Origin of the sequence: Streptomyces colwelliae (assembly GCF_048158785.1) — a bacterium.
Classification (GTDB): Bacteria; Actinomycetota; Actinomycetes; order Streptomycetales; family Streptomycetaceae; genus Streptomyces.
In genome coordinates, this window is sequence record NZ_JBLTJC010000112.1 from 1 (window position 1) to 21,863 (window position 21,863).

Consider the following 21,863-nt stretch of genomic DNA (forward strand, 5'->3'; position numbering starts at 1 on the left):
CGCCAGGGTGGGCGCCGGTGGGCAAGCGAGAGACGCCCGCGGGTCTACTTGGTGCTCGGCGAGGCCGGTCCACGAGCGGAGTTACAGCATTTGGCGGTCGAGGCGGCCGCGGCGGCCCAGCCGGGTGCCGATCCTGACGGCGCCGAGGACGGTGTCGGGACGTAGAGCGGTCGGGTCGTTTCCAGCGGTGAGGCGGACGGGTGAATAGACCCCGAGGGTTGGATACACCCTAAGTCCCTCCTCGCCCGATGACCGGCCGACTCCTGATCGGCACCGCACCCCACCGCGATCGCTTCAACGCGTCTCCTGACCACCCCTCAGCCGTCTCACGACCGCCCACGGCCCCTTCCTGACCGCCGCCCCGCCGCTTCGTGATCGCCCCGTAAGATTCGCGCCACCGATCCGACACCCACTGTTCCGTGTCCGCTAGGCGGACCTCTGCGGCATAAGGCACTCCGTGCCGGATACGGTGGGTACACCATGAGCGCTTCGCAGACCTCTGACGTCCCCACTCTCCTCGTCAAGATCTTCGGCAAGGACAGGCCGGGCATCACGGCCGGACTCTTCGACACCCTCGCCGCCTACTCCGTCGACGTGGTCGACATCGAGCAGGTCGTCACACGTGGCCGGATGGTGCTGTGCGCACTCGTGACGCCGCCGCCCGCCGGGCTCGAAGGGGATCTGCGGGCCACCGTGCACAGCTGGGCCGAGTCGATGAAGATGCAGGCCGAGATCATCTCCGGCCTCGGCGACAACCGGCCGCGCGGACTCGGGCGTTCGCTCGTGACCGTGCTCGGCCATCCCCTCACCGCGGAGTCCACCGCCGCGATCGCCGCCCGTATCACCAAGGCCGGCGGCAACATCGACCGTATCTTCCGGCTCGCCAAGTACCCCGTGACAGCAGTCGAGTTCGCGGTGTCCGGCGTGGAGACCGAGCCCCTGCGCACCGCCCTCGTCACCCACGCGGCGACGTTCGGCGTCGACATCGCCGTCGTGGCGGCGGGGCTGCACCGGCGGGCCCAGCGTCTCGTCGTCATGGACGTCGACTCCACGCTCATCCAGGACGAGGTCATCGAACTCTTCGCCGCGCACGCCGGCTGCGAGGACGAGGTCGCCGAGGTCACCGCCGCCGCGATGCGCGGGGAACTGGACTTCGAGCAGTCGCTGCACGCGCGCGTGGCCCTGCTGAAGGGGCTGGACGCCTCGGTCGTCGACAAGGTGCGCAGCGAGGTGCGCCTGACGCCGGGCGCCCGCACGCTCATCCGCACGCTCAAGCGGCTCGGCTACCAAGTCGGTGTCGTATCAGGCGGGTTCACCCAGGTCACCGACGATCTCAAGGACCGGCTCGGGCTCGATTTCGCCCAGGCCAACACGCTGGAGATCGTCGACGGCAAGCTGACCGGCAAGGTCACCGGCGAGATCGTCGACCGCGCGGGCAAGGCACGGCTCCTGCGCCGCTTCGCCGCCGAGGCGGGCGTACCGCTCGCGCAGACCGTGGCGATCGGCGACGGCGCCAACGACCTGGACATGCTCAACGCGGCCGGCCTCGGCGTCGCCTTCAACGCGAAGCCGGTCGTACGGGAGGCCGCGCACACCGCGGTGAACGTGCCGTTCCTCGACACCGTGCTGTATCTGCTGGGCGTCACCCGCGAAGAGGTCGAGGCCGCGGACACGCACGACGAGGACTGAGTCCGGGACCAGACGAGGACTGATCCCGGACCAGGGACTCGTCCCGGCCCGGTCTACGCCACCTTCGGGGCCCGCCACTTTCAGGGGCCCGGCACCACACGGTGCCGGGCCCCTCGTCGTGCGCGGTTGCTCTGCTGCTCCGGTTACTCCGACGGCGCCCAGTAGTCGTCCAGCGTGGCCACGCCCGGCTCCAGCGCCTTCCAGGAACCGGTGAAGGACAGCACGGCGAAACCGGCGGCCGCGAAACCGCGTTGCTTCAGCCATTCGCGGGCCTCAGCGCTGCCCGCGCCGCTGCCCGCTCCGGTGTCCGTACCGGTCTCCTCGCCGGGGAGGATCTCGGACAGGCCCTGCACGCTCGGGTTGTGGCCGACGAGGATGACGTTCCGCGCGTCGTCCGGCGTCTCGTTCAGCACCGCGATCAGCTCGCCGGGCGAGGCGTCGTAGAGCCGCTCCTCGTAGACGGTTTTCGGCCGGTGCGCGAGCTCGTGCACGGCGAGCTTCCAGGTCTCCCGGGTCCGGACCGCGGTGGAGCAGAGGGCCAGATCGAAGGGGATGCCGGTGTCGGCCAGCCTGCTTCCGGCGGTGGCCGCGTCCAGGCGGCCCCGCTCAGCGAGCGGCCGCTCGTGATCGGTCACCTGGGGCCAGTCGGCTTTCGCATGCCGGAAGAGGACGATCCTGCGGGGTTCTGCGACGCTCATGGGATCCAGCTTCGCATGAAACAGGCCACAGGGCGCAGGGAGTTGACGGGGCGGCTCCGCGGATGCTCAGCCGGTGCTCAGCGGGCTATGAGCTGCTGCACACGCTCGAACAAATGGGTGATCATCGGGTCCGAGGCCGCCGCTTGCGCGTCCGTCGGGTTGAGCATCAGCACGAGCAGCACGACGAACGCGAGCGCCGGCAGGGCGAGGGCCCACCACGGCAGCCTGATGTCGACGCCGCCCGTGGTCGCCGGGTGGGGCCGGGTGTGCGTAGGGGCCGACATCGATGCCTCCGCTGGTCTCCGAGTGGTCCGCGATCCGCTTCTCGCGGTCACACCATCGAAGTTACGGAACGCGCGGCCCCCAACCCATCCGGAGATCCACCCACTTGACCCTGAGCCTCACCCCCTAGGGGATGGTGGGGACAACCCCACCATCGGCCCACGGAGGCACGTTCAGGGGCGCACGGTCACGGCGACGCGATCGTCGCGATGATGGCGATGACGATGAAGATGGCGAAGAACGAGCCGAAGACGAGCAGCATCTTCTTCTGACCGTTCTGGGGGTTCGGGTCGAGCACTGGCATACGGCCAGTCTCGCACCCTTCGTCCGCGCCGGATCCGCCGGGGTGAGGTCGGGCGGGGTGCGGTCGGCCGGGGCCCGGGCGGGCTCAGCGGGCCGCCTCGTCCTCGACCGTACGGTTGCGGCCCGCGAGGACGCCCACGGCCATCTGCGGGACCATCAGGCCGGCCATGAGGGCGATCGGCAGTCCCCAGCCGCCGCTGTGCTGGTAGAGCACGCCGACCAGGAGCGGCCCCGGGATGGAGATCAGATACCCGGTGCTCTGCGCGAAGGCCGACAACTGGGCGACGCCCGCACCGGTCCTGGCCCGCATCCCGACCATCGTCAGGGCCAGCGGGAAGGCGCAGTTGGCGATGCCGAGCAGCACGGCCCAGGCCCAGGCGCCGCCGGCCGGCGCGAGGTACAGGCCCGCGTACCCGGCGAGGCCGCAGACGCCGAGCGCGATCACGATCGGGCCCTGCCGGGGCAGCCGGGTGGCCAGGCGCGGGATGACGAAGGCCAGCGGCACGCCCATCACCATGGTGACGGCCAGCAGCAGCCCGGCGGTGCCCGCGGAGACCCCCGCGTCCCGGAAGATCTGCGCCATCCACCCCATCGTGATGTACGCGGCGGTGGCCTGGAGCCCGAAGAACACGGCGAGCGCCCACGCGGTACGGCTGCGGGTGATCCGCAGCGCCGGCTGCGCCGGCCCGGCCTCCCGCGCGCGGGAGCGCTGTCCCCCGGACGCCTCCGGTCCGGAGGGCGCCTCCCGGTGTCGTACGAGAGCGATCCAGGGCAGTACGGCAGCGGCGGCCAGCGCCGCCCACAGGGCCAGGCCTGAGCGCCAACTGCCGCCCAGGGCATCGGTCATGGGCACGGTGACCGCGGCCGCGGCGGAGGTGCCGAGGGCCAGGGCCATCGAGTACAGGCCGGTCATCGAGCCGACCCGGTCCGGGAACCAGCGCTTGACGATCACCGGCATCAGGACGTTGCTGACCGCGATGCCCATGAGCGCCAGCGCGCTGCCGACGAGGAAGCCGGCCGTGCCGCCGATGTAGGGCCGTATGAGCAGGCCCGCGGTGATGAGGACCATGCCCGCGCAGACCACCGCGGCCGGGCCGAAGCGGCGGGCCAGGCGCGGGGCCATGACGCCGAAGACGGCGAAGCACAGCGGGGGTACGGAGGTGAGCAGTCCGGCGACGCTGCCGCTCATGCCGAGCCCGTCGCGGACCTCTTCGAGGAGGGCGCCGAGGCTGGTGATGGCGGGGCGGAGGTTCAGCGCGGCCAGCACGATGCCGACGGCGAACAGACGCGTCGTCCACGCGTGCGTGGACGCTTTCTCGGGCTGCTCCCCGATCCGCTTTCCTGTCGGCGCCAGGGAGTCGCTCACGGCCGAGCTGCCGACGTTGCCGCTGATGTTCGTCGTGGACTTCACTGTCCGGGTTTCCTCGCTTGCCATGCTGCCCATCATAGAATCATGGGATGATTGGTTGTCCATCCCCGGGTGGCCCGCTCCCGCCCCGCACATGCGAAGGTGTGCCATGCCCCTGAGCCATCCCCGTCGTTCGGCGCTGTCCGAGCAGGTCATCGCCGCGCTGCGGAACCAGATCACCTCGGGCGAGTGGCCGGTCGGCTCCCGGATCCCCACCGAGCCGGAGCTGGTCGAGCAGCTCGGGGTCGCCCGCAACACGGTCCGCGAGGCGGTCCGCGCGCTCGCGCACAACGGCCTGCTGGACATCCGTCAGGGCTCCGGGACGTACGTCGTGGCGACGAGCGAGCTGGCCGGTGTGATGCACCGCCGCTTCGCGGACGCCGACCCCCGGCACATCGCCGAACTGCGCTCCACGCTGGAGTCGTCGGCGGCGCAGCTGGCCGCCGAGCGGCGCACCGAGAAGGACCTCAAGCAGCTGGACGCCCTCCTCGTACGACGGGAGGAGGCCTGGGCATCGGGCGACACGGAGGCCTTCGTGACGGCCGACGCGACCCTGCACATGGCCGTGGTGGCGGCCTCCCACAACGACGTCATGACGGCGATGTACGCCGACCTGGGCGAGGTGCTGCGGGACTGGCTGCGCGCGGACGTCGGCGAGGCGCTGACTCCGGAGACGTACATGGACCACACGCGGCTGGTGGACGCGATCCGCGCGGGTGACGCGCGGGCGGCCGCCGAGGAGGCCGCGGGCTATCCGTTCGTGTGCCGCCCGGGGAGGCTCGGCCCGCCCGCTTCGTAGGGGTTCAACTCGCCCGCTTCTGGTGGCTGACCCACACCGCGCGGACGTCCTCCCAGCAGCGGCCGGTGAGCCGTACGGTCTGCGCCGGTCCCGCGTCGGTCGCGATGCCGTCGCTGTCGATGTCCCACCAGCGGTCGCACTCGATGTGCAGGCTGACGCGGTCGGTCCGGGGGTACGGGTTGTGGCAGTACGCGATCACGTGCGAGCCGTGGACGGCGGTGCGGCAGTCGGCTCCGAACAGCTGGGGTGCGGCCGGTTTTCGGGCCTCCACGCGTGCGTGGGGCATCGCCTCGTACGCCAGGGAGATGACGAGCGCGACGGCGACGGTCACTGGGGCCAGGCTGCGGGACAGGCGCACAAGGGGAACCTCCTCGGCAGTGCTGGGGAGGAAATCGCGTGGTGAACGCGTAATCAAGAGTGCGCAGTTGTGCCCTGCCCCCGCCTGGCCGGAGGGGCCGAACGGGTGACGCCCCGCTCCCCGCGCGGTGCGGGAAACGGGGCGTCGACGCCGTAGGAGAGACCGGGCCGGGAGGTCAGGCTCCGATGGCGTGCAGGCCGCCGTCCACGTGGACGATCTCGCCGGTGGTCTTCGGGAACCAGTCGCTCAGCAGGGCGACGATGGCCTTGCCGGCCGGCTCCGGGTCGTTGAGGTCCCACTCCAGGGGGGAGCGGTTGTCCCACACGGAGGCCAGCTCGCTGAAGCCCGGGATGGACTTGGCGGCCATCGAGCCGAGCGGGCCCGCGGAGACGAGGTTGCAGCGGATGTTCTGCTTGCCCAGGTCGCGGGCGAGGTAGCGGCTGGTGGCCTCCAGGGCGGCCTTGGCCGGGCCCATCCAGTCGTACTGCGGCCACGCGAAGGACGCGTCGAAGGTGAGGCCGACGACGGAGCCGCCGTTCTGCATCAGCGGCAGGCAGGCCATGGTCAGCGACTTCAGGGAGAACGCGGAGACGTGCATCGCCGTGGCGACCGACTCGAACGGCGTGTTGAGGAAGTTGCCGCCGAGCGCGTCCGGCGGCGCGAAGCCGATGGAGTGCACGACACCGTCGAGGCCGCCCAGTTCCTCGCCCACGACGTCGGCGAGGCGCGCCAGGTGCTCGTCGTTGGTGACGTCGAGCTCGATGACCTTGGTGGGCTTGGGGAGCTTCTTGGCGATGCGCTCGGTCAGCGTGGGCCGCGGGAACGCGGTCAGGATGATCTCGGCGCCCTGCTCCTGGGCCTGCTTGGCGGCGTGGAAGGCGATGGAGGACTCCAGCAGCACACCGGAGATCAGGACGCGCTTGCCCTCGAGAATTCCGCTCATGGTGATCAGTGACCCATTCCCAGTCCGCCGTCTACGGGGATGACGGCTCCAGTGATGTACGAGGCGTCGTCCGAGGCGAGGAACCGCACCGTCGCGGCGACCTCCTCGGGCTGCGCGTAACGGCCGAGCGGCACCTGCTTCACGATGTTCTCGCGCTGCTCGTCGGTGAGCGCCTTGGTCATGTCGGTGTCGACGAAGCCGGGCGCGACGACGTTGAAGGTGATGTTGCGCGAACCCAGCTCACGGGCGAGGGAGCGCGCGAAGCCGACCAGGGCGGCCTTGGAGGCGGCGTAGTTCGACTGGCCGGGGCCGCCCATCAGGCCGACGACCGACGAGATGAGGACGACGCGGCCCTTCTTGGCGCGCAGCATGGCGCGGTTGGCGCGCTTGACGACGCGGAAGGTGCCGGTGAGGTTGGTGTCGATGACCGAGGTGAAGTCCTCCTCGGACATGCGCATCAGGAGCTGGTCCTTGGTGACGCCGGCGTTGGCGATCAGGACCTCGACCGGGCCGTGCTCGGCCTCGATCTCCTTGTAGGCCTGCTCCACCTGCTCGGTGTCGGTGATGTCGCACTTCACAGCGAGGAAGCCGGCCGGCGGCTCACCCGAGCGGTACGTGATGGCGACCTTGTCGCCGGCGTCGGCGAACGCACGGGCGATGGCGAGGCCGATGCCCCGGTTGCCTCCGGTGACGAGAACCGAGCGGCTCAACGGATCACCCTTTCGATAGCGGTCCTGCACGCCTGCCAGATACACCTGGTTGACAGGCGGCTTTATCGAAAACCTATCGGTCCGCCCGGTCCGGCGGACAATCGGGCACCGACAGTGGCTTACGGGACTCGCTGTCGGGTCCCTACAGAAAGTGCCGACGCAGCGCGGAAACGTGTGGTCCCCGCACCCGCTCGCGCGACATGATCGGACCCGACAGGCCACGACAGCAGGGAGACCTCCGTGCCCCATTCCATCGACGAAGCCTTCACGGCACTTCCGCTACGCGCCCTGGCCGAAGCCGCGCTGGCACGCGCGCGTGCGCTCGGTGCCGAGCACGCGGACTTCCGGTTCGAGCGGGTGCGCAGCGCGTCCTGGCGGCTGCGGGACGCCCGGCCCGCGGGTACGTCGGACACCACCGACCTCGGGTACGCGGTGCGGGTCGTGCACGGCGGCACCTGGGGGTTCGCGTCGGGTGTGGACCTGAGCCTGGACGCCGCCGCCAAGGTCGCCTCGCAGGCGGTGGCGATGGCGAAGCTCTCCGCGCAGGTGATCAAGGCGGCCGGGTCGGACGAGCGGGTCGAGCTGGCCGCCGAGCCCGTGCACGAGGAGCGGACGTGGATCTCGTCGTACGAGATCGATCCGTTCTCGGTGCCCGACGAGGAGAAAGCCGGGCTGCTGGCGGACTGGAGCGCCCGGCTGCTCGCGGCGGACGGTGTCAACCACGTGGACGCGTCGCTGCTCACCGTGCACGAGAACAAGTTCTACGCCGACACCGCCGGGACGGTGACCACCCAGCAGCGCGTCCGCCTGCACCCGCAACTGAACGCGGTGTCGGTCGACGAGTCGAGCGGTGAGTTCGACTCCATGCGCACCATCGCGCCGCCCGTGGGCCGGGGTTGGGAGTACCTGACGGGCACCGGCTGGGACTGGGACGAGGAGCTGGCGCGGATCCCCGAGCTGCTCGCCGAGAAGATGCGGGCGCCGAGCGTCGAGGCGGGCCTGTACGACCTCGTCGTCGACCCGTCCAACCTGTGGCTGACGATCCACGAGTCCATCGGCCACGCCACCGAACTGGACCGCGCGCTCGGCTACGAGGCCGCCTACGCCGGCACCTCCTTCGCCACCTTCGACAAGCTCAACAAACTGAAGTACGGCTCCGAGCGCATGAACGTCACCGGCGACCGCACCGCCGAACACGGCCTGGCGACCATCGGCTACGACGACGAGGGCGTCGAGGGCCAGTCCTGGGACCTGGTCAAGGACGGCACCCTGGTCGGCTACCAACTCGACCGCCGCATCGCAAAGTTGACCGGCTTCGACCGCTCGAACGGCTGCGCCTACGCCGACTCCCCCGGCCATGTGCCGGTGCAGCGCATGGCCAACGTGTCGTTGCAGCCGGATCCGGCGGGGCTGTCCACGGAGGACCTGATCGGCGGGGTCGACCGCGGGATCTACGTAGTGGGCGACCGGTCGTGGTCGATCGACATGCAGCGCTACAACTTCCAGTTCACCGGACAGCGGTTCTTCAAGATCGAGAACGGGCGGATCACCGGACAGCTGCGGGACGTCGCGTACCAGGCGACGACCACCGACTTCTGGGGGTCCATGGCGGCCGTCGGCGGTCCGCAGACGTACGTCCTGGGCGGCGCCTTCAACTGCGGCAAGGCCCAGCCGGGCCAGGTCGCCGCGGTCTCGCACGGCTGCCCGTCGGCCCTCTTCACGGGCGTCAACATCCTCAACACCACGCAGGAGGCCGGTCGATGAGCGCCCGTACGAACAAGCCGCACGAGGTCGTCGAGCGCGCCCTCGAACTGTCGCGGGCCGACGGCTGTGTCGTCATCGCCGACGAGCAGTCGACCGCCAACCTCCGCTGGGCGGGCAACGCGCTGACCACGAACGGTGTCACGCGCGGGCGCACGCTCACCGTCATCGCGACCGTCGACGGCAAGGAGGGCACGGCCTCGGGGGTCGTGTCCCGGTCCGCCGTCACCCCGGAGGAGCTGGAGCCGCTGGTGCGGGCCGCCGAGGCCGCCGCGCGCGGTGCCGAGGCCGCCGAGGACGCGCAGCCGCTGGTCACGGGCGTACCGCAGTCGCCCGACTTCACGGACGCGCCCGCCGAGACCTCGTCCTCCGTGTTCGCCGACTTCGCCCCGGCGCTCGGCGAATCGTTCGCACGCGCGCGTGCGGGCGGTCGCGAGCTGTACGGCTTCGCCAACCACGAGCTGGTCACCAGCTACCTGGGTACGTCGACGGGGCTGCGCCTGCGCCACGACCAGCCCAACGGCACGCTGGAGCTGAACGCCAAGTCCCCGGACCGTACGCGCTCGGCGTGGGCCGGCCGCTCGACGCGGGACTTCAAGGACGTCGACCCGGCCGCGCTGGACGCCGAGTTGGCCGTACGGCTGGGCTGGGCGGAGCGGAAGATCCCGCTGCCCGCGGGCCGCTACGAGACGCTGCTGCCGCCGACCGCGGTCGCGGACCTGCTGATCTACCAGATGTGGTCGGCGTCGGGCCGGGACGCGGTCGAGGGCCGCACGGTGTTCTCCAAGCCCGGCGGCGGCACCCGCGTCGGCGAGAAGCTCACCGAGCTGCCGCTGTCGCTGCGCAGCGACCCGAACGAACCGGGCCTGGAATCCGCCCCGTTCGTGCTCGCGCACACCTCCGGGGGCGACCAGTCGGTGTTCGACAACGGGCTGCCGCTGACCGCCACCGACTGGGTGCGCGAGGGCGAGTTGCAGCATCTGCTGACCAGCCGGCACAGCGCGGGACTGACCGGGCTGCCGGTCGCGCCGTCGATCGACAACCTGATCCTGAGCGGGGGCGAGGACCGCTCCCTGGAGGAGATGGTCGCGAACACCACGCGCGGGCTGCTGCTCACCTGCCTCTGGTACATCCGCGAGGTCGACCCGGCGACGCTGCTGCTGACCGGGCTGACCCGGGACGGCGTCTACCTCGTCGAGAACGGCGAGGTGGCGGGCGAGGTGAACAACTTCCGGTTCAACGAGTCGCCGGTGGATCTGCTGGGGCGGGCGACCGAGGCGGGGCGGACGGAGAAGACGCTGCCGAGGGAATGGAGCGACTGGTTCACCAGGGCCGCGATGCCCGCGCTGCGGGTGCCGGACTTCAATATGAGCTCTGTCAGTCAGGGCGTATAACCTCGTACCTGATCCACGAGACCATCCCAAGGAGATACGAGAACCGTGACGGACATCGTCGACGAGCTGAAGTGGCGGGGCCTGTTCGCCCTGTCCACTGACGAAGATGCTTTGCGCAAGGCGCTCGCGGACGGTCCCGTCACGTTCTATTGCGGCTTCGACCCGACGGCGCCGTCGCTCCACCTGGGTCACCTGGTGCAGGTGCTCACCGTGCGCCGGCTCCAGCAGGTCGGCCACCGCCCGCTGGCGCTGGTCGGCGGGGCCACGGGCCAGATCGGCGACCCGCGCCCGACGGCGGAGCGCACGCTGAACGACCCGGAGACGGTCGCCGGCTGGGTCCAGAAGCTGCGCCGCCAGATCGAGCCGTTCCTGTCCTTCGAGGGCGAGAACGCTGCGGTCATGGTCAACAACCTCGACTGGACGGCGAACCTCTCCGCGATCGAGTTCCTGCGCGACATCGGCAAGCACTTCCGCGTCAACAAGATGCTGGCGAAGGACTCGGTCGCCAAGCGTCTGGACTCCGAACAGGGCATCAGCTACACGGAGTTCAGCTACCAGATCCTCCAGGGCATGGACTTCCTCCAGCTCTACCGGAGGTACGGCTGCACGCTCCAGCAGGGCGGCAGCGACCAGTGGGGCAACCTCACGGCGGGCCTGGACCTGATCCACCGCCTGGAGCCGGACGCCACGGTGCACGCCTACGGCACGCCGCTGATGACCAAGGCCGACGGCACGAAGTTCAGCAAGTCCGAGGGCACCGCCATCTGGCTCGACCCGGAGATGACCACGCCGTACGCGTTCTACCAGTTCTGGCTGAACACCGACGACCGGGACATCTCCACGTACGCGCGCATGCTGTCCTTCAAGTCCCGCGAAGAGCTTGAGGAGCTGGAGAAGCAGACCGAGGAGCGTCCGCAGGCGCGTGCCGCCCAGCGCGCGCTGGCGGAGGAGTTGACGACGCTGGTGCACGGCGCCGAGCAGACGGCCGCCGTGACCGCCGCGTCCAGGGCCCTCTTCGGGCAGGGCGAGCTGGCGGAGCTCGACGAGCGGACGCTGGCCGTGTCCCTCTCCGAGGTGCCGCACATCCAGGTCGCCGAACTCGGCCTGGTCGTCGACCTGTTCGCCGAGGTCGGCCTGGTGGCGAGCAAGTCCGCCGCGCGGCGCACCGTGAAGGAGGGCGGGGCCTACGTGAACAACGTGAAGGTCGCCGCCGAGGATGCCGTGCCGGCCAAGGAAGATCTGCTGCACGGGCGGTGGCTGGTGCTGCGGCGGGGCAAGAAAAACCTGGCCGCGGTCGAGGTCACTGGAGCGTAAAGCGCCGTAGGGGCGCGGGGTTCGTTGCGGGCCGCGGGTTCGTCGTGGCTGGTCGCGCAGTTCCCCGCGCCCCTGACGGGGCGCTGCGGTCAGGTTCGTTGTTTGTTCTTGCCGATCGTCGCCATGTACGCCATGTCGACGACGAAGACGATGATGATCGCGGCGATGAGCTGGAACGCGTGGCGGCTCCAGTCGATGCCGCTGGTCGCGTCGACGCCGGCCGCTCGGGCGATCGCGTTGCCCACGATGGCGCCGAGAATGCCGCAGATGGTGGTCAGCCAGAGAGGACTGTGCTGCTTGCCCGGGATGATCGCCTTCGCGATCAGACCCAGCACGAATCCCACGATGATCGCCCACAACCAGCCCATGGCTGCCTCCTTGTACGGCTCTACGTGAGCATTACGCCAAGTGTGGGTCCGGTCGCCGTACGGCGCATGTCGGGTGCGGCCATACGCGCTACGGCGCAGGTCGTTCGCCCAGGCCGGAGGTCCCCCGGTCTCGAAGGCGACGGAGGCGCGGCGTAACGTAGGACGTGTCGGGGCCCGGTTCCCGGATCGGGTGCGAACCGGGGCCACGGGCCGGGGAGAGTCCGATGCGGGCGGATGGTGGAATGTGATGCGGAAGCTGCACGGCGAAGGCAACGCCCAGGTGTTCCGGATCACCGGAGCCCGGACGGGACTCGCGGAGGACATCCGCGGCCGGCAGCGCCGGTACGTCATCTCGATGTCGATCCGTACGGTGTCGGTGATCCTCGCCTGCGCGCTGTGGAACGTCGAACGGCACGTCGCGATCGTCGCGTTGGTGCTCGGTGTGCTGCTCCCCTATGTCGCCGTCGTGATCGCGAACGCCGGGCGGGAGAACGCGCCGGGGCTTCCGTCCACGTTCGTCACCACGCCGCTGCGGCCGATGATCACGCCGCCGCGCTCCGACGAGGCGTTCACGGAACCCGTCCCGGAGGGGGTCGTGCCCGAGCCGGCACCCCGCGCGGGAGGCGAACCGTAGGACCCGTCGTGACCGTCGCGAAGGCGCTTCAAACGGAAGTCGGCTCCGCACCAAGCTCAAGAAAAGCTCAGATCAATCATGTTGTTCCGGTGCCGGGCGACCGGTCACCCGTGACATACTTCGTACGCGCTCCGCATCCCCCGTCGGAGCGACGGACCGACGCCGGGCAGCTCCCCCCGTGGCTGCTCGGCGTCGCCTTTTCAGCGCATCTGTGAGATGAAATTCCGTGGGTTCCCGTGAGTGACGAGACACCGATCTGCTCCGCGAAGGGCTGCCGCGCCGACGCCGTGTGGGTGCTCGCGTGGAACAACCCGAAGATCCATACGCCGGAGCGCCGCAAGACGTGGCTCGCGTGCGAGGAGCATCGCGAGCATCTGTCCCAGTTCCTCGGTGTGCGGGGGTTCCTGAAGGACGTCGTCAAGTTCGAGGACTGGGAAGAGCCCGAGATCCCGTAGAGCCCCTTCGCCTACGACGGCTGCTCAGCCGCCGATCGCCGACATCGGCCGGTCCGGTTGCAGGAACGAGGGGTCGTCCAGGCCCGAGCCCGCCTTCTTGCCCCACATCGCCTGGCGCCAGATGCGGGCGATCTCCTCGTCGGGAGCGTCGGAGCGCAGGGCGGCGCGAAGGTCGGTCTCCTCGCGGGCGAACAGGCAGTTGCGTATCTGGCCGTCGGCCGTGAGGCGGGTGCGGTCGCAGGCCGCGCAGAACGGGCGGGTGACCGAGGCTATGACGCCCACGCGGTGCGGGCCGCCGTCGACGGTCCAGCGCTCGGCCGGGGCGGAGCCGCGCTCGCCGGAGCCTTCGGAGGTCAGCTCGAAGCGGGTGCGGAGGGAGGCGAGGATGTCGCCTGCGGTGACCATGCCTTCGCGCTTCCAGCCGTGCTGGGCGTCCAGGGGCATCTGCTCGATGAAGCGCAGTTCGTAGTCGTGCTCCACGGCCCAGGCCAGCAGGTCCGGGGCCTCGTCGGCGTTGAGCCCCGGCATCAGCACCGAGTTGATCTTCACCGGGGTCAGGCCCGCGTCGTGGGCGGCTTCGAGGCCCGCGAGGACGTCCTTGAGGCGGTCTCGGCGGGTGAGTGTCTTGAAGGCGTCGGGGCGCAGGGTGTCCAGGGACACGTTGACCCTGTCCAGGCCCGCCGCCTTCAGGGCGGTCGCCGTGCGCTTGAGACCGATGCCGTTGGTGGTCAGCGACATCTGGGGGCGGGGCTCCAGGGCCGCGACCCGCTCGACGATGCCGACCAGGCCGGGGCGCAGCAGGGGCTCGCCGCCGGTGAAGCGGACCTCCTCGATGCCGAGCGAGGTGACCGCGATGTCGATCAGGCGGACGATCTCGTCGTCCGTGAGGAGATCGGGCTTCGCCAGCCACTGCAGGCCCTCCTCGGGCATGCAGTACGTACACCGGAGATTGCACCGGTCGGTCAGCGAAACCCGCAGGTCGGTGGCTACTCGGCCATAGGTGTCGATGAGCACGTGGGCCCCCTCCCTCGATTCGGATCGCATGTTTTCCGACACCTGCGAGCCTACGCGACACCTCTGACAACGAGAGCGGCCCGATCCCACGAGGTACGACACGGCCGCGTCGTAGGGATCTACGACGCGGCCGTCGACGTGGGGGGACCGAGTGGGGGGACTCGGGGGGACTGGATCGGCCCTCAGTGCGCTCCGGTGCCGGTCAGGGACCGTACCTCCAGCTCCGCGTACTTGCCGGTGTCCGGCTCCTCCTTGGAGAGGATCGTGCCGAGCCAGCCCAGCAGGAAGCCGACCGGGATCGAGATGATGCCGGGGTTCTCCAGGGGGAACCAGTGGAAGTCGACGTCGGGGAACATCGAGGTGGGTTTGCCCGAGACGACCGGCGAGAACAGCACCAGGCCGACGGCGGTCACCAGCCCGCCGTAGATCGACCACAGGGCTCCTGAAGTGGTGAACCGCTTCCAGAAGAGGCTGTAGAGGATCGTCGGGAGGTTGGCGGAGGCGGCGACCGCGAAGGCGAGGGCGACCAGGCCGGCGACGTTCAGGTCGCGGGCGAGGGCGCCGAGGAGGATGGAGACGGCGCCGATGCCGATCGTGGCGTAGCGGGCGGCGGCCATCTCCTGCTTCTCCGTCGCCTGGCCCCGCTTGATGACGTTCGCGTAGATGTCGTGGGCGAACGACGAGGACGATGCCAGGGTCAGCCCCGCGACGACCGCGAGGATCGTGGCGAAGGCGACCGCCGAGATGCTGGCCAGGAGGATGGCGCCCCAGTTGGAGTCGACTCCGCCCAGATGCAGCGCCAGGAGTGGCGCCGCTGTGTTGCCCGCCTTGTTGGAGGCGATGATCTCGTCGGGTTTGATCAGTGCGGCGGCGCCGAAGCCGAGGGCCAGGGTCATCAGGTAGAAGGCGCCGATGAGGCCGATGGCCCAGTTGACCGACTTACGGGCGGCCTTGGCGGTGGGCACCGTGTAGAAGCGGATCAGGATGTGCGGCAGGCCCGCGGTGCCGAGGACGAGGGCGATGCCCAGGGAGATGAAGTCCAGCTTGGTCGTGCTGGTGGCGCCGTACTTGAGGCCGGGTTCCAGGAAGGCGGAGCCCTTGCCGCTGTTGTCGGCGGCCTTGCCGAGCAGGTCGGAGATGTTGAAGTTGAACTTGAGCATCACCAGGAAGGTCAGCAGCAGGGCGCCGGCGATGAGCAGGCAGGCCTTGACCATCTGGACCCAGGTGGTGCCCTTCATGCCGCCGATGGTGACGTACACGATCATCAGGACGCCGACCAGGGCGACGATGCCGATCTTGCCCGCGTCGGTGGTGATGCCGAGGAGCAGCGAGACCAGGACGCCCGCGCCGGCCATCTGGGCCAGCAGGTAGAAGATCGACACCACGATGGTGGAGGTGCCGGCCGCCGTACGGACCGGGCGCTGGCGCATGCGGTACGCGAGGACGTCGCCCATGGTGTAGCGGCCGGAGTTGCGCAGCGGTTCGGCCACCAGGAGCAGGGCGACCAGCCAGGCGACCAGGAAGCCGATGGAGTACAGGAAGCCGTCGTAGCCGAAGAGGGCGATGGCGCCCGCGATGCCGAGGAAGGACGCGGCGGACATGTAGTCGCCGGAGACGGCGAGGCCGTTCTGGAAGGCGGTGAACTGGCGGCCGCCCGCGTAGAAGTCGGCGGCGCTCTTGGTCTGGCGGCCCGCCCATACGGTGATGACGAGCGTCGCGGCGACGAAGATCGCGAACAGCGTGATGATCAGCGGCCGGTGCTCGCTCGCCTCGCCGGCGGCCAGGGTGATCGCGGGGCTCATGCGCCGCCCTCCATCCGGGACTTGATGGCCTCACCCTTGGGGTCGAGCTTCGCGGCGGAGTAGCGCGCGTACCACCAGGCGATGAGGAACGTGGTGAGGAACTGGGCGAGACCCAGGACCAGGGCGATGTTGATGTTGCCGACGACCTTGGTGTCCATGAAGTCGCCGGCGTAGTTGCACAGCAGCACGTACAGCAGGTACCAGACGATGAAGGCGACGGTCAGCGGGAAGGCGAAGGAGCGGTGGGCGCGGCGCAGTTCGGCGAACTCCGCGCTCTCCTGGACCTGTTCGAACTCCTCGGTACTGGGGAGTTGGTGTTCGGCTTTCGAGGGGGGTGGTGTCTCGGTGGCCACGGTGTCTCCTCGCGTTACGGACCTGCGGGTTCTGGTCTGGCTTGGCGCTTCCTGCCCAAGGGCACGGCGCGACACGTCGACCGGTTCAACTGCTTTGACTTCTTTCGGTAGTCGTCTTTGGGAAATCATTGCTGGCCAGTCACCACGGGAGATAGCTTCAGCTCTGCACCACTAGTCATGTACCTGCCCGAACGCCAACCACGTCTCGGGCCGTTTCGTTTCCGGATGATGTGGAGATCCCATGGCTCATCTGCGCCCCAGACGCCGGCTCGCCCTCGCCGTACCGGTCGTGCTGTCGCTGACCGCCTCGCTCGGTTTCCTCCCGTCGGCGGCCTCGGCGGTCCCGGCCGCGGGGACCACCGCGCAGACCGCCGACGCGCCCAACCTTGCGTATGTGGTCAACACTCGGCTGGACCACCACACGATCAACTCGGTCAAGAAGGCGATCAATGCGGCCGGCGGCACCATCGTGGAGACGTACGAGAAGATCGGTGTGATCGTCGTCCACTCGGCGAACCCCGACTTCGGTGCGCGGATCCGCGCGGTGCGTGGGGTCCAGTCGGCGGGTGCCACGCGTACGGCGCCGCTGAGCCCCGCCTCGACGACCGACGAAGGCGCGGTGCAGTACCTCTCCAAGGACCAGGCCGCGAAGACGGCGAAGGCCTCCGCCGCCGCCGGTGACAGCGAGCCCCTCGAGGCCGACCAGTGGGACCTGCCCGCGATCGGCGCCGACAAGGCCGCGAAGATCAACCCGGGCAGCAAGAGCGTGACGGTCGCCGTCATCGACGTCGGCGTCGACGACACCCACCCGGACATCGCCCCGAACTTCTCCGCCTCGCAGTCCGCCAACTGCGTGGGCGGCAAGGCGGACACGACGTACGGCTCCTGGCGCCCCGTGGACTCCGCCCACTACCACGGCACGCATGTCGCGGGTGAGATCGCTGCCGCCCGCAACGGCATCGGTGTGGCGGGTGTCGCGCCGGGTGTGAAGGTCGCCGGGATCACGGTGGCCGAGCCGGACTCGACGCAGTTGTTCTACCCGGAGAGCGTGGTCTGCGCGTTCGTGTTCGCCGCGGATCACGGCGTGGAGATCACCAACAACAGCTACTACGTTGATCCTTGGCTGTACAACTGCATGGACGACCCCGATCAACGTGCCATCGTCGATGCGGTCAACAGGGCCCAGCTGTACGCCCAGAGCAAGGGCACGCTCAATGTCGCCGCGGCCGGCAACTCCAACGACGACCTCGACTCCGACGCCCTGGTCGACGACTCCAGCCCCGACGACTCGACCGCGACGACCCGTACGGTCGACCCGCACGAGTGCTTCGACGTGCCGACCCAGTTGCCGGGTGTCGTCACGGTGAGCTCGGTCGGCGTCACCAAGGCCAAGTCGTACTTCTCCAGCTACGGCAAGGGCGTGATCGACGTGTCGGCGCCGGGCGGAGACGCCCGGCAGATCCCGGACACCCCGTCGAAGAACGGCCGCATCCTGTCCACGCTGCCGAACAACACGTACGGCTATCTCCAGGGCACCTCGATGGCGACCCCGCACGTCGCCGCCGTGGCCGCGCTGCTCAAGTCGACGCACCCGCACGCCGGTCCGGCCCAGTTGCAGGCGCTGCTGAAGGCCGAGGCGGACAACCCGGGCTGCCCGACCGACCCGTACGACACCAACGGTGACGGCGTCGTGGACGCGACCTGCGTGGGCGGCAAGCGCGTCAACGGCTTCTACGGGTTCGGCATCGTCAACGCCCTGCGGGCGGTGAAGTAGCCGACACCTCACCTGCTTCACGGGCCGGGCGGATCTCCGCCCGGCCCGTTCGTGTCCGTACGGCCATCCATTCCGCATTGCACATATTGATTGAATCAATATTGCATAGTTCAATCATGACTGGCATCAAGATGGCATGGGCCGCCATGGGCGGCGATCCCGCTCTGGTCCCGCGGGTCTCGACCGTCACACGTCAGGGTGCGCTCGAAGCGCGGCTTCCCGTACGGGAGTTGGCGCGCGCCTGTGTGGGAGCGTGTGCGCTGGCCGCCGCCGAGCTGGGGGCACGGCGGGCCGGGCTCGCGGAGGTGCCCGGGGTGCGGGTGGACGACGGGGCCGTCGCGACGGCGTTCGCCAGCGAGCGGCATCTGTTGATCGACGGGCGGGCGCCGGTCAGCTTCGCGCCACTGTCACGGTTCTGGCGGACGGCCGACGGCTGGGTCCGCACCCACGCGAACTATCCGCACCACCGGGCGCGGCTGCTGGGCGCGTTGAAGCTGCCGGGGGACGCGCCGGTGGAGGACGTTGCCGCGTCGCTCGCCGGGCGGTCCGCCCTGGAGGCCGAGGACATGGTCTACGGCGCCGGGGGCCTCGCGGTCGCGCTGCGGACGGCGGAGGAGTGGGCCGCGCACGCGCAGGGGGTCGCGGTGACCGGGCGGCCGCTCGTCGAGCGCGAGCGGCTCGGCACCGCACGCGCGCGTGTGCTCCCGCCGCTCGACGGGGACCCGTTGCTGCCCGCCGCAGGGCTGCGCGTGCTCGACCTGACCCGGGTCATCGCGGGCCCGGTCGCCACGCGGACGCTGGCCCTGCTGGGCGCGGACGTGCTGCGCGTGGACGCCCCGCAATTGCCGGAGGATCCCGACGCGCACGCGGACACCGGTTTCGGGAAGCGGTCGACGCGGCTGGACCTCGGGCCGGCGGCCGACCGGCGGACCTTCGAGGAGTTGCTCGCGCGGGCGGACGTCGTCGTCACCGGGTACCGGCCGGGCGCCCTGGACCGGTTCGGGCTCTCCCCCGAGGTGCTGGCCGACCGTCGGCCCGGGCTGATCGTGGCGCAGTTGTCGGCGTGGGGCGCGTACGGGCCGTGGGGCGACCGGCGCGGGTTCGACAGCCTGGTGCAGGTCGCCACCGGCATCGCGGCGACCGAGGGGTCACCGGACCAGCCCGGCGCGCTGCCCGCGCAGGCACTCGACCACGGGACCGGGTATCTGCTGGCGGGCGCGGTGCTGCGGGCGCTGACGGATCAGTCGGAGGAGGGCGGCGGCATCGCCCTGCGGCTGGCGCTCGCGCGGACCGCAGCGTGGTTGACGGCGGACGGGGGCGAGCCGGAAGGGGCGGCGGCCGGAGCGGCGCGCGGGAGCGAGCACCACCGGGCCGCGCACGGGCACAACCAGGCGGCGGACGAGCTCGGCGGGACGGCGTACAACCAGCCCGACGCCTGGTTGGTCGAGACGGGCAGTGATATCGGACGGCTGCGGCATGCCCTGTCGCCGGTGTCGTTCGACGGTGGGCCCTCGAACTGGGCGCGTCCGCCGGGGTGTTGGGGCACGGACCCGGCTCGTTGGGCTTGATGCGGGGGTCGACCGGAAACGTACCCGTGAGGGGAATGTCGTTCCGCCAGTCGTTTTGTTGCACTTGCCCGGTTATGTGACGGCTGGTGAAGATCTTGGGGTGACCTTGATACGACCGACTGTCGAAGTGGCCGACACGAGCGGCTCCGGGCGGCGCTCCGGTACGCGTCGGGCCGTCGCCGTCCTGGCCCTGGTGGTGCTCGCCGCGCTGGTCCCGCTGCTCGGCCCGTCCGCCGCGCTGCACGACACCGGGGAGGCCGCCGCACCCGGTGCCGGGGGCATCGCGCTGCTGCGGGCGGTGTTGTTCGGTGCGCTGTGCGTCCCCCTGGGCGAGCTGTTCGTGAACCGGCTGGCGCGTACCGTGCCGGGCGCTCCCCCGGACGGCCCCCGCAGCTGGGCCCCGTACGCGGCCGGTGCCGGTTTCGTCGCCGCGCTGGGGCTCGCGTCGGTCGTCGCGACGGGCAACCTGGTGCCGCACAGCCTCGCCCAGATCGACGTCGGCGGCCTCTACCAGTCGCGAGACGGCAAGTTGGCGCTCCTGGAGGTCAACGCGTTCGCCGTGGCGGCCCTGTGCGCCCGGTCGCGCAGACCCGGCCTCCAGGTGTGGCCCCTCGCCGCCGTGGTCCTCGCGGAGGCGCTGCGTGTGCATCCGGCGAGCGAGCGCAGCCCCCTGGTCGGCTCCGAACTGACCCTGGTGCACCTGACGTGTGCGGCGCTGTGGGTGGGCGGTCTGCTGCACGTGCTGCGGACGTTGCGGCAGTGGCGGGGCACCGAGGCGGGGGCCGCGCTGTTGGGGCTCTACGCGCGCGTGGCGGTCGTACTGCTGGCCGCGATCACCGCTACGGGGATGTGGAGTTCGCTGCGCCGGATGCCGGCCGGCACGATCCTGGACCAGCTGACGACGACGGCGTACGGGCGCACCCTGCTCGCCAAGGTGCTCCTCGTCGCCGCCGTCGCCGTGCTCGCGCTGTGGGCGCGGTACCGGCTGCGGCGGGCCACCGATCCGCTGACCGCCTGCTCACCCGCGCGGGCAGAGGTCGTCGCCCTGGGGGTGGTGGTCATGCTCTCCGGACTGTTGACGGCGTTGCCGCTGCCGATCCGCTGGCATTGATCAACCAATCGATCAATCCGTCGACTGATCAATCCGTCGACGTCTGCCATCAATGATTGATCAACCGTTGGTGACCATGACCTTCAGCGCCGTGCGCTCGTCCATCGCCTTGTAGCCGTCGGGCACGCCCTCCAGGTCGACCGTCAGGTCGAAGACGGGCGAGGGGTCGATCGTGCCGTCCAGGATGTCGGGCAGCAGCTCCGGGATGTACGTGCGGACCGGCGCGACCCCGCCGCGCAGCGCGATGTTCCGGTCGAACATGGTCCCGAGGTCGAGGCCGGTGCCGCTGCCGTGCGGCACGCCGACGAAGCCGATCGCGCCGCCGTCGCGCGTGATGTCGACGGCCGTCCGCATGGACTGCTCGGTGCCGACGGCCTCGACGACGGCGTGCGCGCCCTGGCCGCGCGTGAGTTCGCGAACGGCCGCGACAGCGTCCTCACCGCGTGCGGCGACGACGTCGGTGGCGCCGAAACGGCGAGCGATGTCCGTACGAGTCTCGTGGCGGCCGAGCGCGATGATCCGCTCGGCGCCGAGGCGCTTGGCGGCGAGCACGGCGCACAGGCCGACCGCTCCGTCGCCCACGACGGCGACGGTGGCGCCCTTGCGCACGCCCGCGCCGAGGGCCGCGTGATGGCCGGTGCCCATGACGTCGGACAGGGTCAGCAGCGCGGACAGCAGGTGGTCGTCGGAGGCCGCCTCCTTCGGCAGCCGTACGAGGGTGCCGTCGGCGAAGGGCACGCGTACCGCCTCGCCCTGACCGCCGTCGTAGCCCACGGCGCCCCAGAAACCGCCGTGCACGCAGGAGGTGGTGAGGCCCTCGCGGCAGTAGTCGCAGACGCCGTCGGACCACACGAAGGGCGCGACCACGAGGTCGCCGGTCCTGACGCCGGCCACCTCGGAGCCGGCCTCCTCCACGATCCCGAGGAACTCGTGCCCGATGCGCTGCCCCGGCTGCCGGGCCGACTCGCCGCGGTACGCCCACAGGTCGCTGCCGCAGATGCACGCGCGCAGCACCCGGACCACGGCGTCGGTGGGCAGCTGCACCATGGGCTCGGGCACGTCCTCCACGCGCATGTCGAACGGGGCGTGGATGGTGGTGGCGCGCATGGCGAGGGTCCTTCTCGT

At 70.4% G+C, this 21,863-nt stretch carries 22 protein-coding genes; 10 read left to right on the forward strand and 12 right to left on the reverse strand.

What is annotated here, in order from left to right:
* Window positions 1–480: 480 nt before the first annotated feature.
* On the forward strand, window positions 481–1,689 hold the full coding sequence (gene serB / locus ACNFOC_RS23430; RefSeq protein WP_416961061.1) for a phosphoserine phosphatase SerB: 1,209 nt from the start codon (window positions 481–483) through the stop codon (window positions 1,687–1,689).
* Between the two features lie 143 nt (window positions 1,690–1,832).
* On the opposite strand, the gene ACNFOC_RS23435 is transcribed toward serB, so the two are convergent.
* From ACNFOC_RS23435 to ACNFOC_RS23450, 4 genes are all read right to left on the reverse strand, one after another.
* Window positions 1,833–2,387, reverse strand: a complete 555-nt coding sequence (locus tag ACNFOC_RS23435; RefSeq protein ID WP_416961062.1) for a SixA phosphatase family protein — start codon at window positions 2,385–2,387, stop codon at window positions 1,833–1,835.
* 77 nt (window positions 2,388–2,464) lie between these two features.
* A complete protein-coding gene (locus tag ACNFOC_RS23440; RefSeq protein ID WP_416961063.1) occupies window positions 2,465–2,671 on the reverse strand; it encodes a hypothetical protein in 207 nt (68 codons plus the stop codon).
* Between the two features lie 185 nt (window positions 2,672–2,856).
* Window positions 2,857–2,973: an SGM_5486 family transporter-associated protein gene (locus ACNFOC_RS23445; protein WP_088245544.1), complete on the reverse strand. Its 117-nt coding sequence runs from the start codon at window positions 2,971–2,973 to the stop codon at window positions 2,857–2,859.
* Between the two features lie 84 nt (window positions 2,974–3,057).
* Window positions 3,058–4,407, reverse strand: coding sequence for a CynX/NimT family MFS transporter (locus tag ACNFOC_RS23450; RefSeq protein WP_416961064.1), 1,350 nt, complete (start codon window positions 4,405–4,407; stop codon window positions 3,058–3,060).
* Between the two features lie 82 nt (window positions 4,408–4,489).
* On the opposite strand from ACNFOC_RS23450, the gene ACNFOC_RS23455 reads away from it, so the two are divergent.
* Window positions 4,490–5,179, forward strand: a complete 690-nt coding sequence (locus ACNFOC_RS23455; protein ID WP_416961065.1) for a FadR/GntR family transcriptional regulator — start codon at window positions 4,490–4,492, stop codon at window positions 5,177–5,179.
* Window positions 5,180–5,183: 4 nt separating this feature from the next.
* On the opposite strand, the gene ACNFOC_RS23460 is transcribed toward ACNFOC_RS23455, so the two are convergent.
* The 3 genes from ACNFOC_RS23460 to fabG form a co-directional block, all read right to left on the reverse strand.
* Window positions 5,184–5,537, reverse strand: coding sequence for a hypothetical protein (locus ACNFOC_RS23460; protein ID WP_416961066.1), 354 nt, complete (start codon window positions 5,535–5,537; stop codon window positions 5,184–5,186).
* A 175-nt stretch (window positions 5,538–5,712) separates the two neighbouring features.
* Window positions 5,713–6,480: an enoyl-ACP reductase FabI gene (gene fabI / locus ACNFOC_RS23465; protein ID WP_124002436.1), complete on the reverse strand. Its 768-nt coding sequence runs from the start codon at window positions 6,478–6,480 to the stop codon at window positions 5,713–5,715.
* Window positions 6,481–6,485: 5 nt separating this feature from the next.
* Window positions 6,486–7,190, reverse strand: coding sequence for a 3-oxoacyl-[acyl-carrier-protein] reductase (gene fabG / locus ACNFOC_RS23470; protein ID WP_416961067.1), 705 nt, complete (start codon window positions 7,188–7,190; stop codon window positions 6,486–6,488).
* A gap of 240 nt (window positions 7,191–7,430) precedes the next feature.
* On the opposite strand from fabG, the gene ACNFOC_RS23475 reads away from it, so the two are divergent.
* From ACNFOC_RS23475 to tyrS, 3 genes are read left to right on the forward strand one after another with little or no spacing between them, the layout of a single operon-like run.
* Window positions 7,431–8,954, forward strand: coding sequence for a TldD/PmbA family protein (locus ACNFOC_RS23475; protein ID WP_416961068.1), 1,524 nt, complete (start codon window positions 7,431–7,433; stop codon window positions 8,952–8,954).
* The gene (locus tag ACNFOC_RS23480) at window positions 8,951–10,345 is read left to right on the forward strand and encodes a metallopeptidase TldD-related protein (protein ID WP_416961069.1); all 1,395 of its coding nucleotides are present in this window, start codon (window positions 8,951–8,953) and stop codon (window positions 10,343–10,345) included. Before ACNFOC_RS23475 ends, ACNFOC_RS23480 begins: the two co-directional genes overlap by 4 nt.
* A 45-nt stretch (window positions 10,346–10,390) precedes the next feature.
* The gene (gene tyrS / locus ACNFOC_RS23485; protein ID WP_416961070.1) at window positions 10,391–11,659 is read left to right on the forward strand and encodes a tyrosine--tRNA ligase; all 1,269 of its coding nucleotides are present in this window, start codon (window positions 10,391–10,393) and stop codon (window positions 11,657–11,659) included.
* Window positions 11,660–11,748: 89 nt separating this feature from the next.
* Here tyrS and ACNFOC_RS23490 read toward each other — a convergent pair whose 3' ends face one another.
* On the reverse strand, window positions 11,749–12,027 hold the full coding sequence (locus tag ACNFOC_RS23490; RefSeq protein ID WP_416961071.1) for a GlsB/YeaQ/YmgE family stress response membrane protein: 279 nt from the start codon (window positions 12,025–12,027) through the stop codon (window positions 11,749–11,751).
* A gap of 247 nt (window positions 12,028–12,274) precedes the next feature.
* On the opposite strand from ACNFOC_RS23490, the gene ACNFOC_RS23495 reads away from it, so the two are divergent.
* Together ACNFOC_RS23495 and ACNFOC_RS23500 are read left to right on the forward strand one after the other, a co-directional pair.
* The gene (locus tag ACNFOC_RS23495) at window positions 12,275–12,661 is read left to right on the forward strand and encodes a DUF3099 domain-containing protein (protein ID WP_416961072.1); all 387 of its coding nucleotides are present in this window, start codon (window positions 12,275–12,277) and stop codon (window positions 12,659–12,661) included.
* Window positions 12,662–12,897: 236 nt separating this feature from the next.
* On the forward strand, window positions 12,898–13,116 hold the full coding sequence (locus ACNFOC_RS23500; protein WP_327405070.1) for a hypothetical protein: 219 nt from the start codon (window positions 12,898–12,900) through the stop codon (window positions 13,114–13,116).
* Window positions 13,117–13,140: 24 nt separating this feature from the next.
* On the opposite strand, the gene moaA is transcribed toward ACNFOC_RS23500, so the two are convergent.
* The 3 genes from moaA to ACNFOC_RS23515 all read right to left on the reverse strand — a co-directional run bounded on the left by moaA (window position 13,141) and on the right by ACNFOC_RS23515 (window position 16,285).
* Window positions 13,141–14,130 (reverse strand): GTP 3',8-cyclase MoaA, encoded by a 990-nt coding sequence (gene moaA / locus ACNFOC_RS23505; RefSeq protein WP_416961073.1) that lies wholly within the window; start codon window positions 14,128–14,130, stop codon window positions 13,141–13,143.
* A gap of 182 nt (window positions 14,131–14,312) precedes the next feature.
* Complete coding sequence (locus ACNFOC_RS23510) at window positions 14,313–15,932, reverse strand: monocarboxylic acid transporter (RefSeq protein WP_416961074.1); 1,620 nt, start codon at window positions 15,930–15,932, stop codon at window positions 14,313–14,315.
* Window positions 15,929–16,285, reverse strand: coding sequence for a DUF485 domain-containing protein (locus ACNFOC_RS23515; RefSeq protein WP_416961075.1), 357 nt, complete (start codon window positions 16,283–16,285; stop codon window positions 15,929–15,931). The genes ACNFOC_RS23510 and ACNFOC_RS23515 overlap by 4 nt, the downstream gene beginning before the upstream one ends.
* A gap of 241 nt (window positions 16,286–16,526) precedes the next feature.
* On the opposite strand from ACNFOC_RS23515, the gene ACNFOC_RS23520 reads away from it, so the two are divergent.
* From ACNFOC_RS23520 to ACNFOC_RS23530, 3 genes are all read left to right on the forward strand, one after another.
* Complete coding sequence (locus tag ACNFOC_RS23520; protein WP_416961076.1) at window positions 16,527–18,059, forward strand: S8 family serine peptidase; 1,533 nt, start codon at window positions 16,527–16,529, stop codon at window positions 18,057–18,059.
* A gap of 116 nt (window positions 18,060–18,175) precedes the next feature.
* The gene (locus ACNFOC_RS23525) at window positions 18,176–19,627 is read left to right on the forward strand and encodes a CoA transferase (protein WP_416961077.1); all 1,452 of its coding nucleotides are present in this window, start codon (window positions 18,176–18,178) and stop codon (window positions 19,625–19,627) included.
* A 100-nt stretch (window positions 19,628–19,727) separates the two neighbouring features.
* Window positions 19,728–20,738 (forward strand): CopD family protein, encoded by a 1,011-nt coding sequence (locus ACNFOC_RS23530; RefSeq protein WP_416961078.1) that lies wholly within the window; start codon window positions 19,728–19,730, stop codon window positions 20,736–20,738.
* 60 nt (window positions 20,739–20,798) lie between these two features.
* On the opposite strand, the gene ACNFOC_RS23535 is transcribed toward ACNFOC_RS23530, so the two are convergent.
* Entirely contained in the window at window positions 20,799–21,845 is a 1,047-nt protein-coding gene (locus tag ACNFOC_RS23535) for a zinc-dependent alcohol dehydrogenase family protein (protein ID WP_416961079.1), read from the reverse strand.
* Window positions 21,846–21,863: the final 18 nt, after the last annotated feature.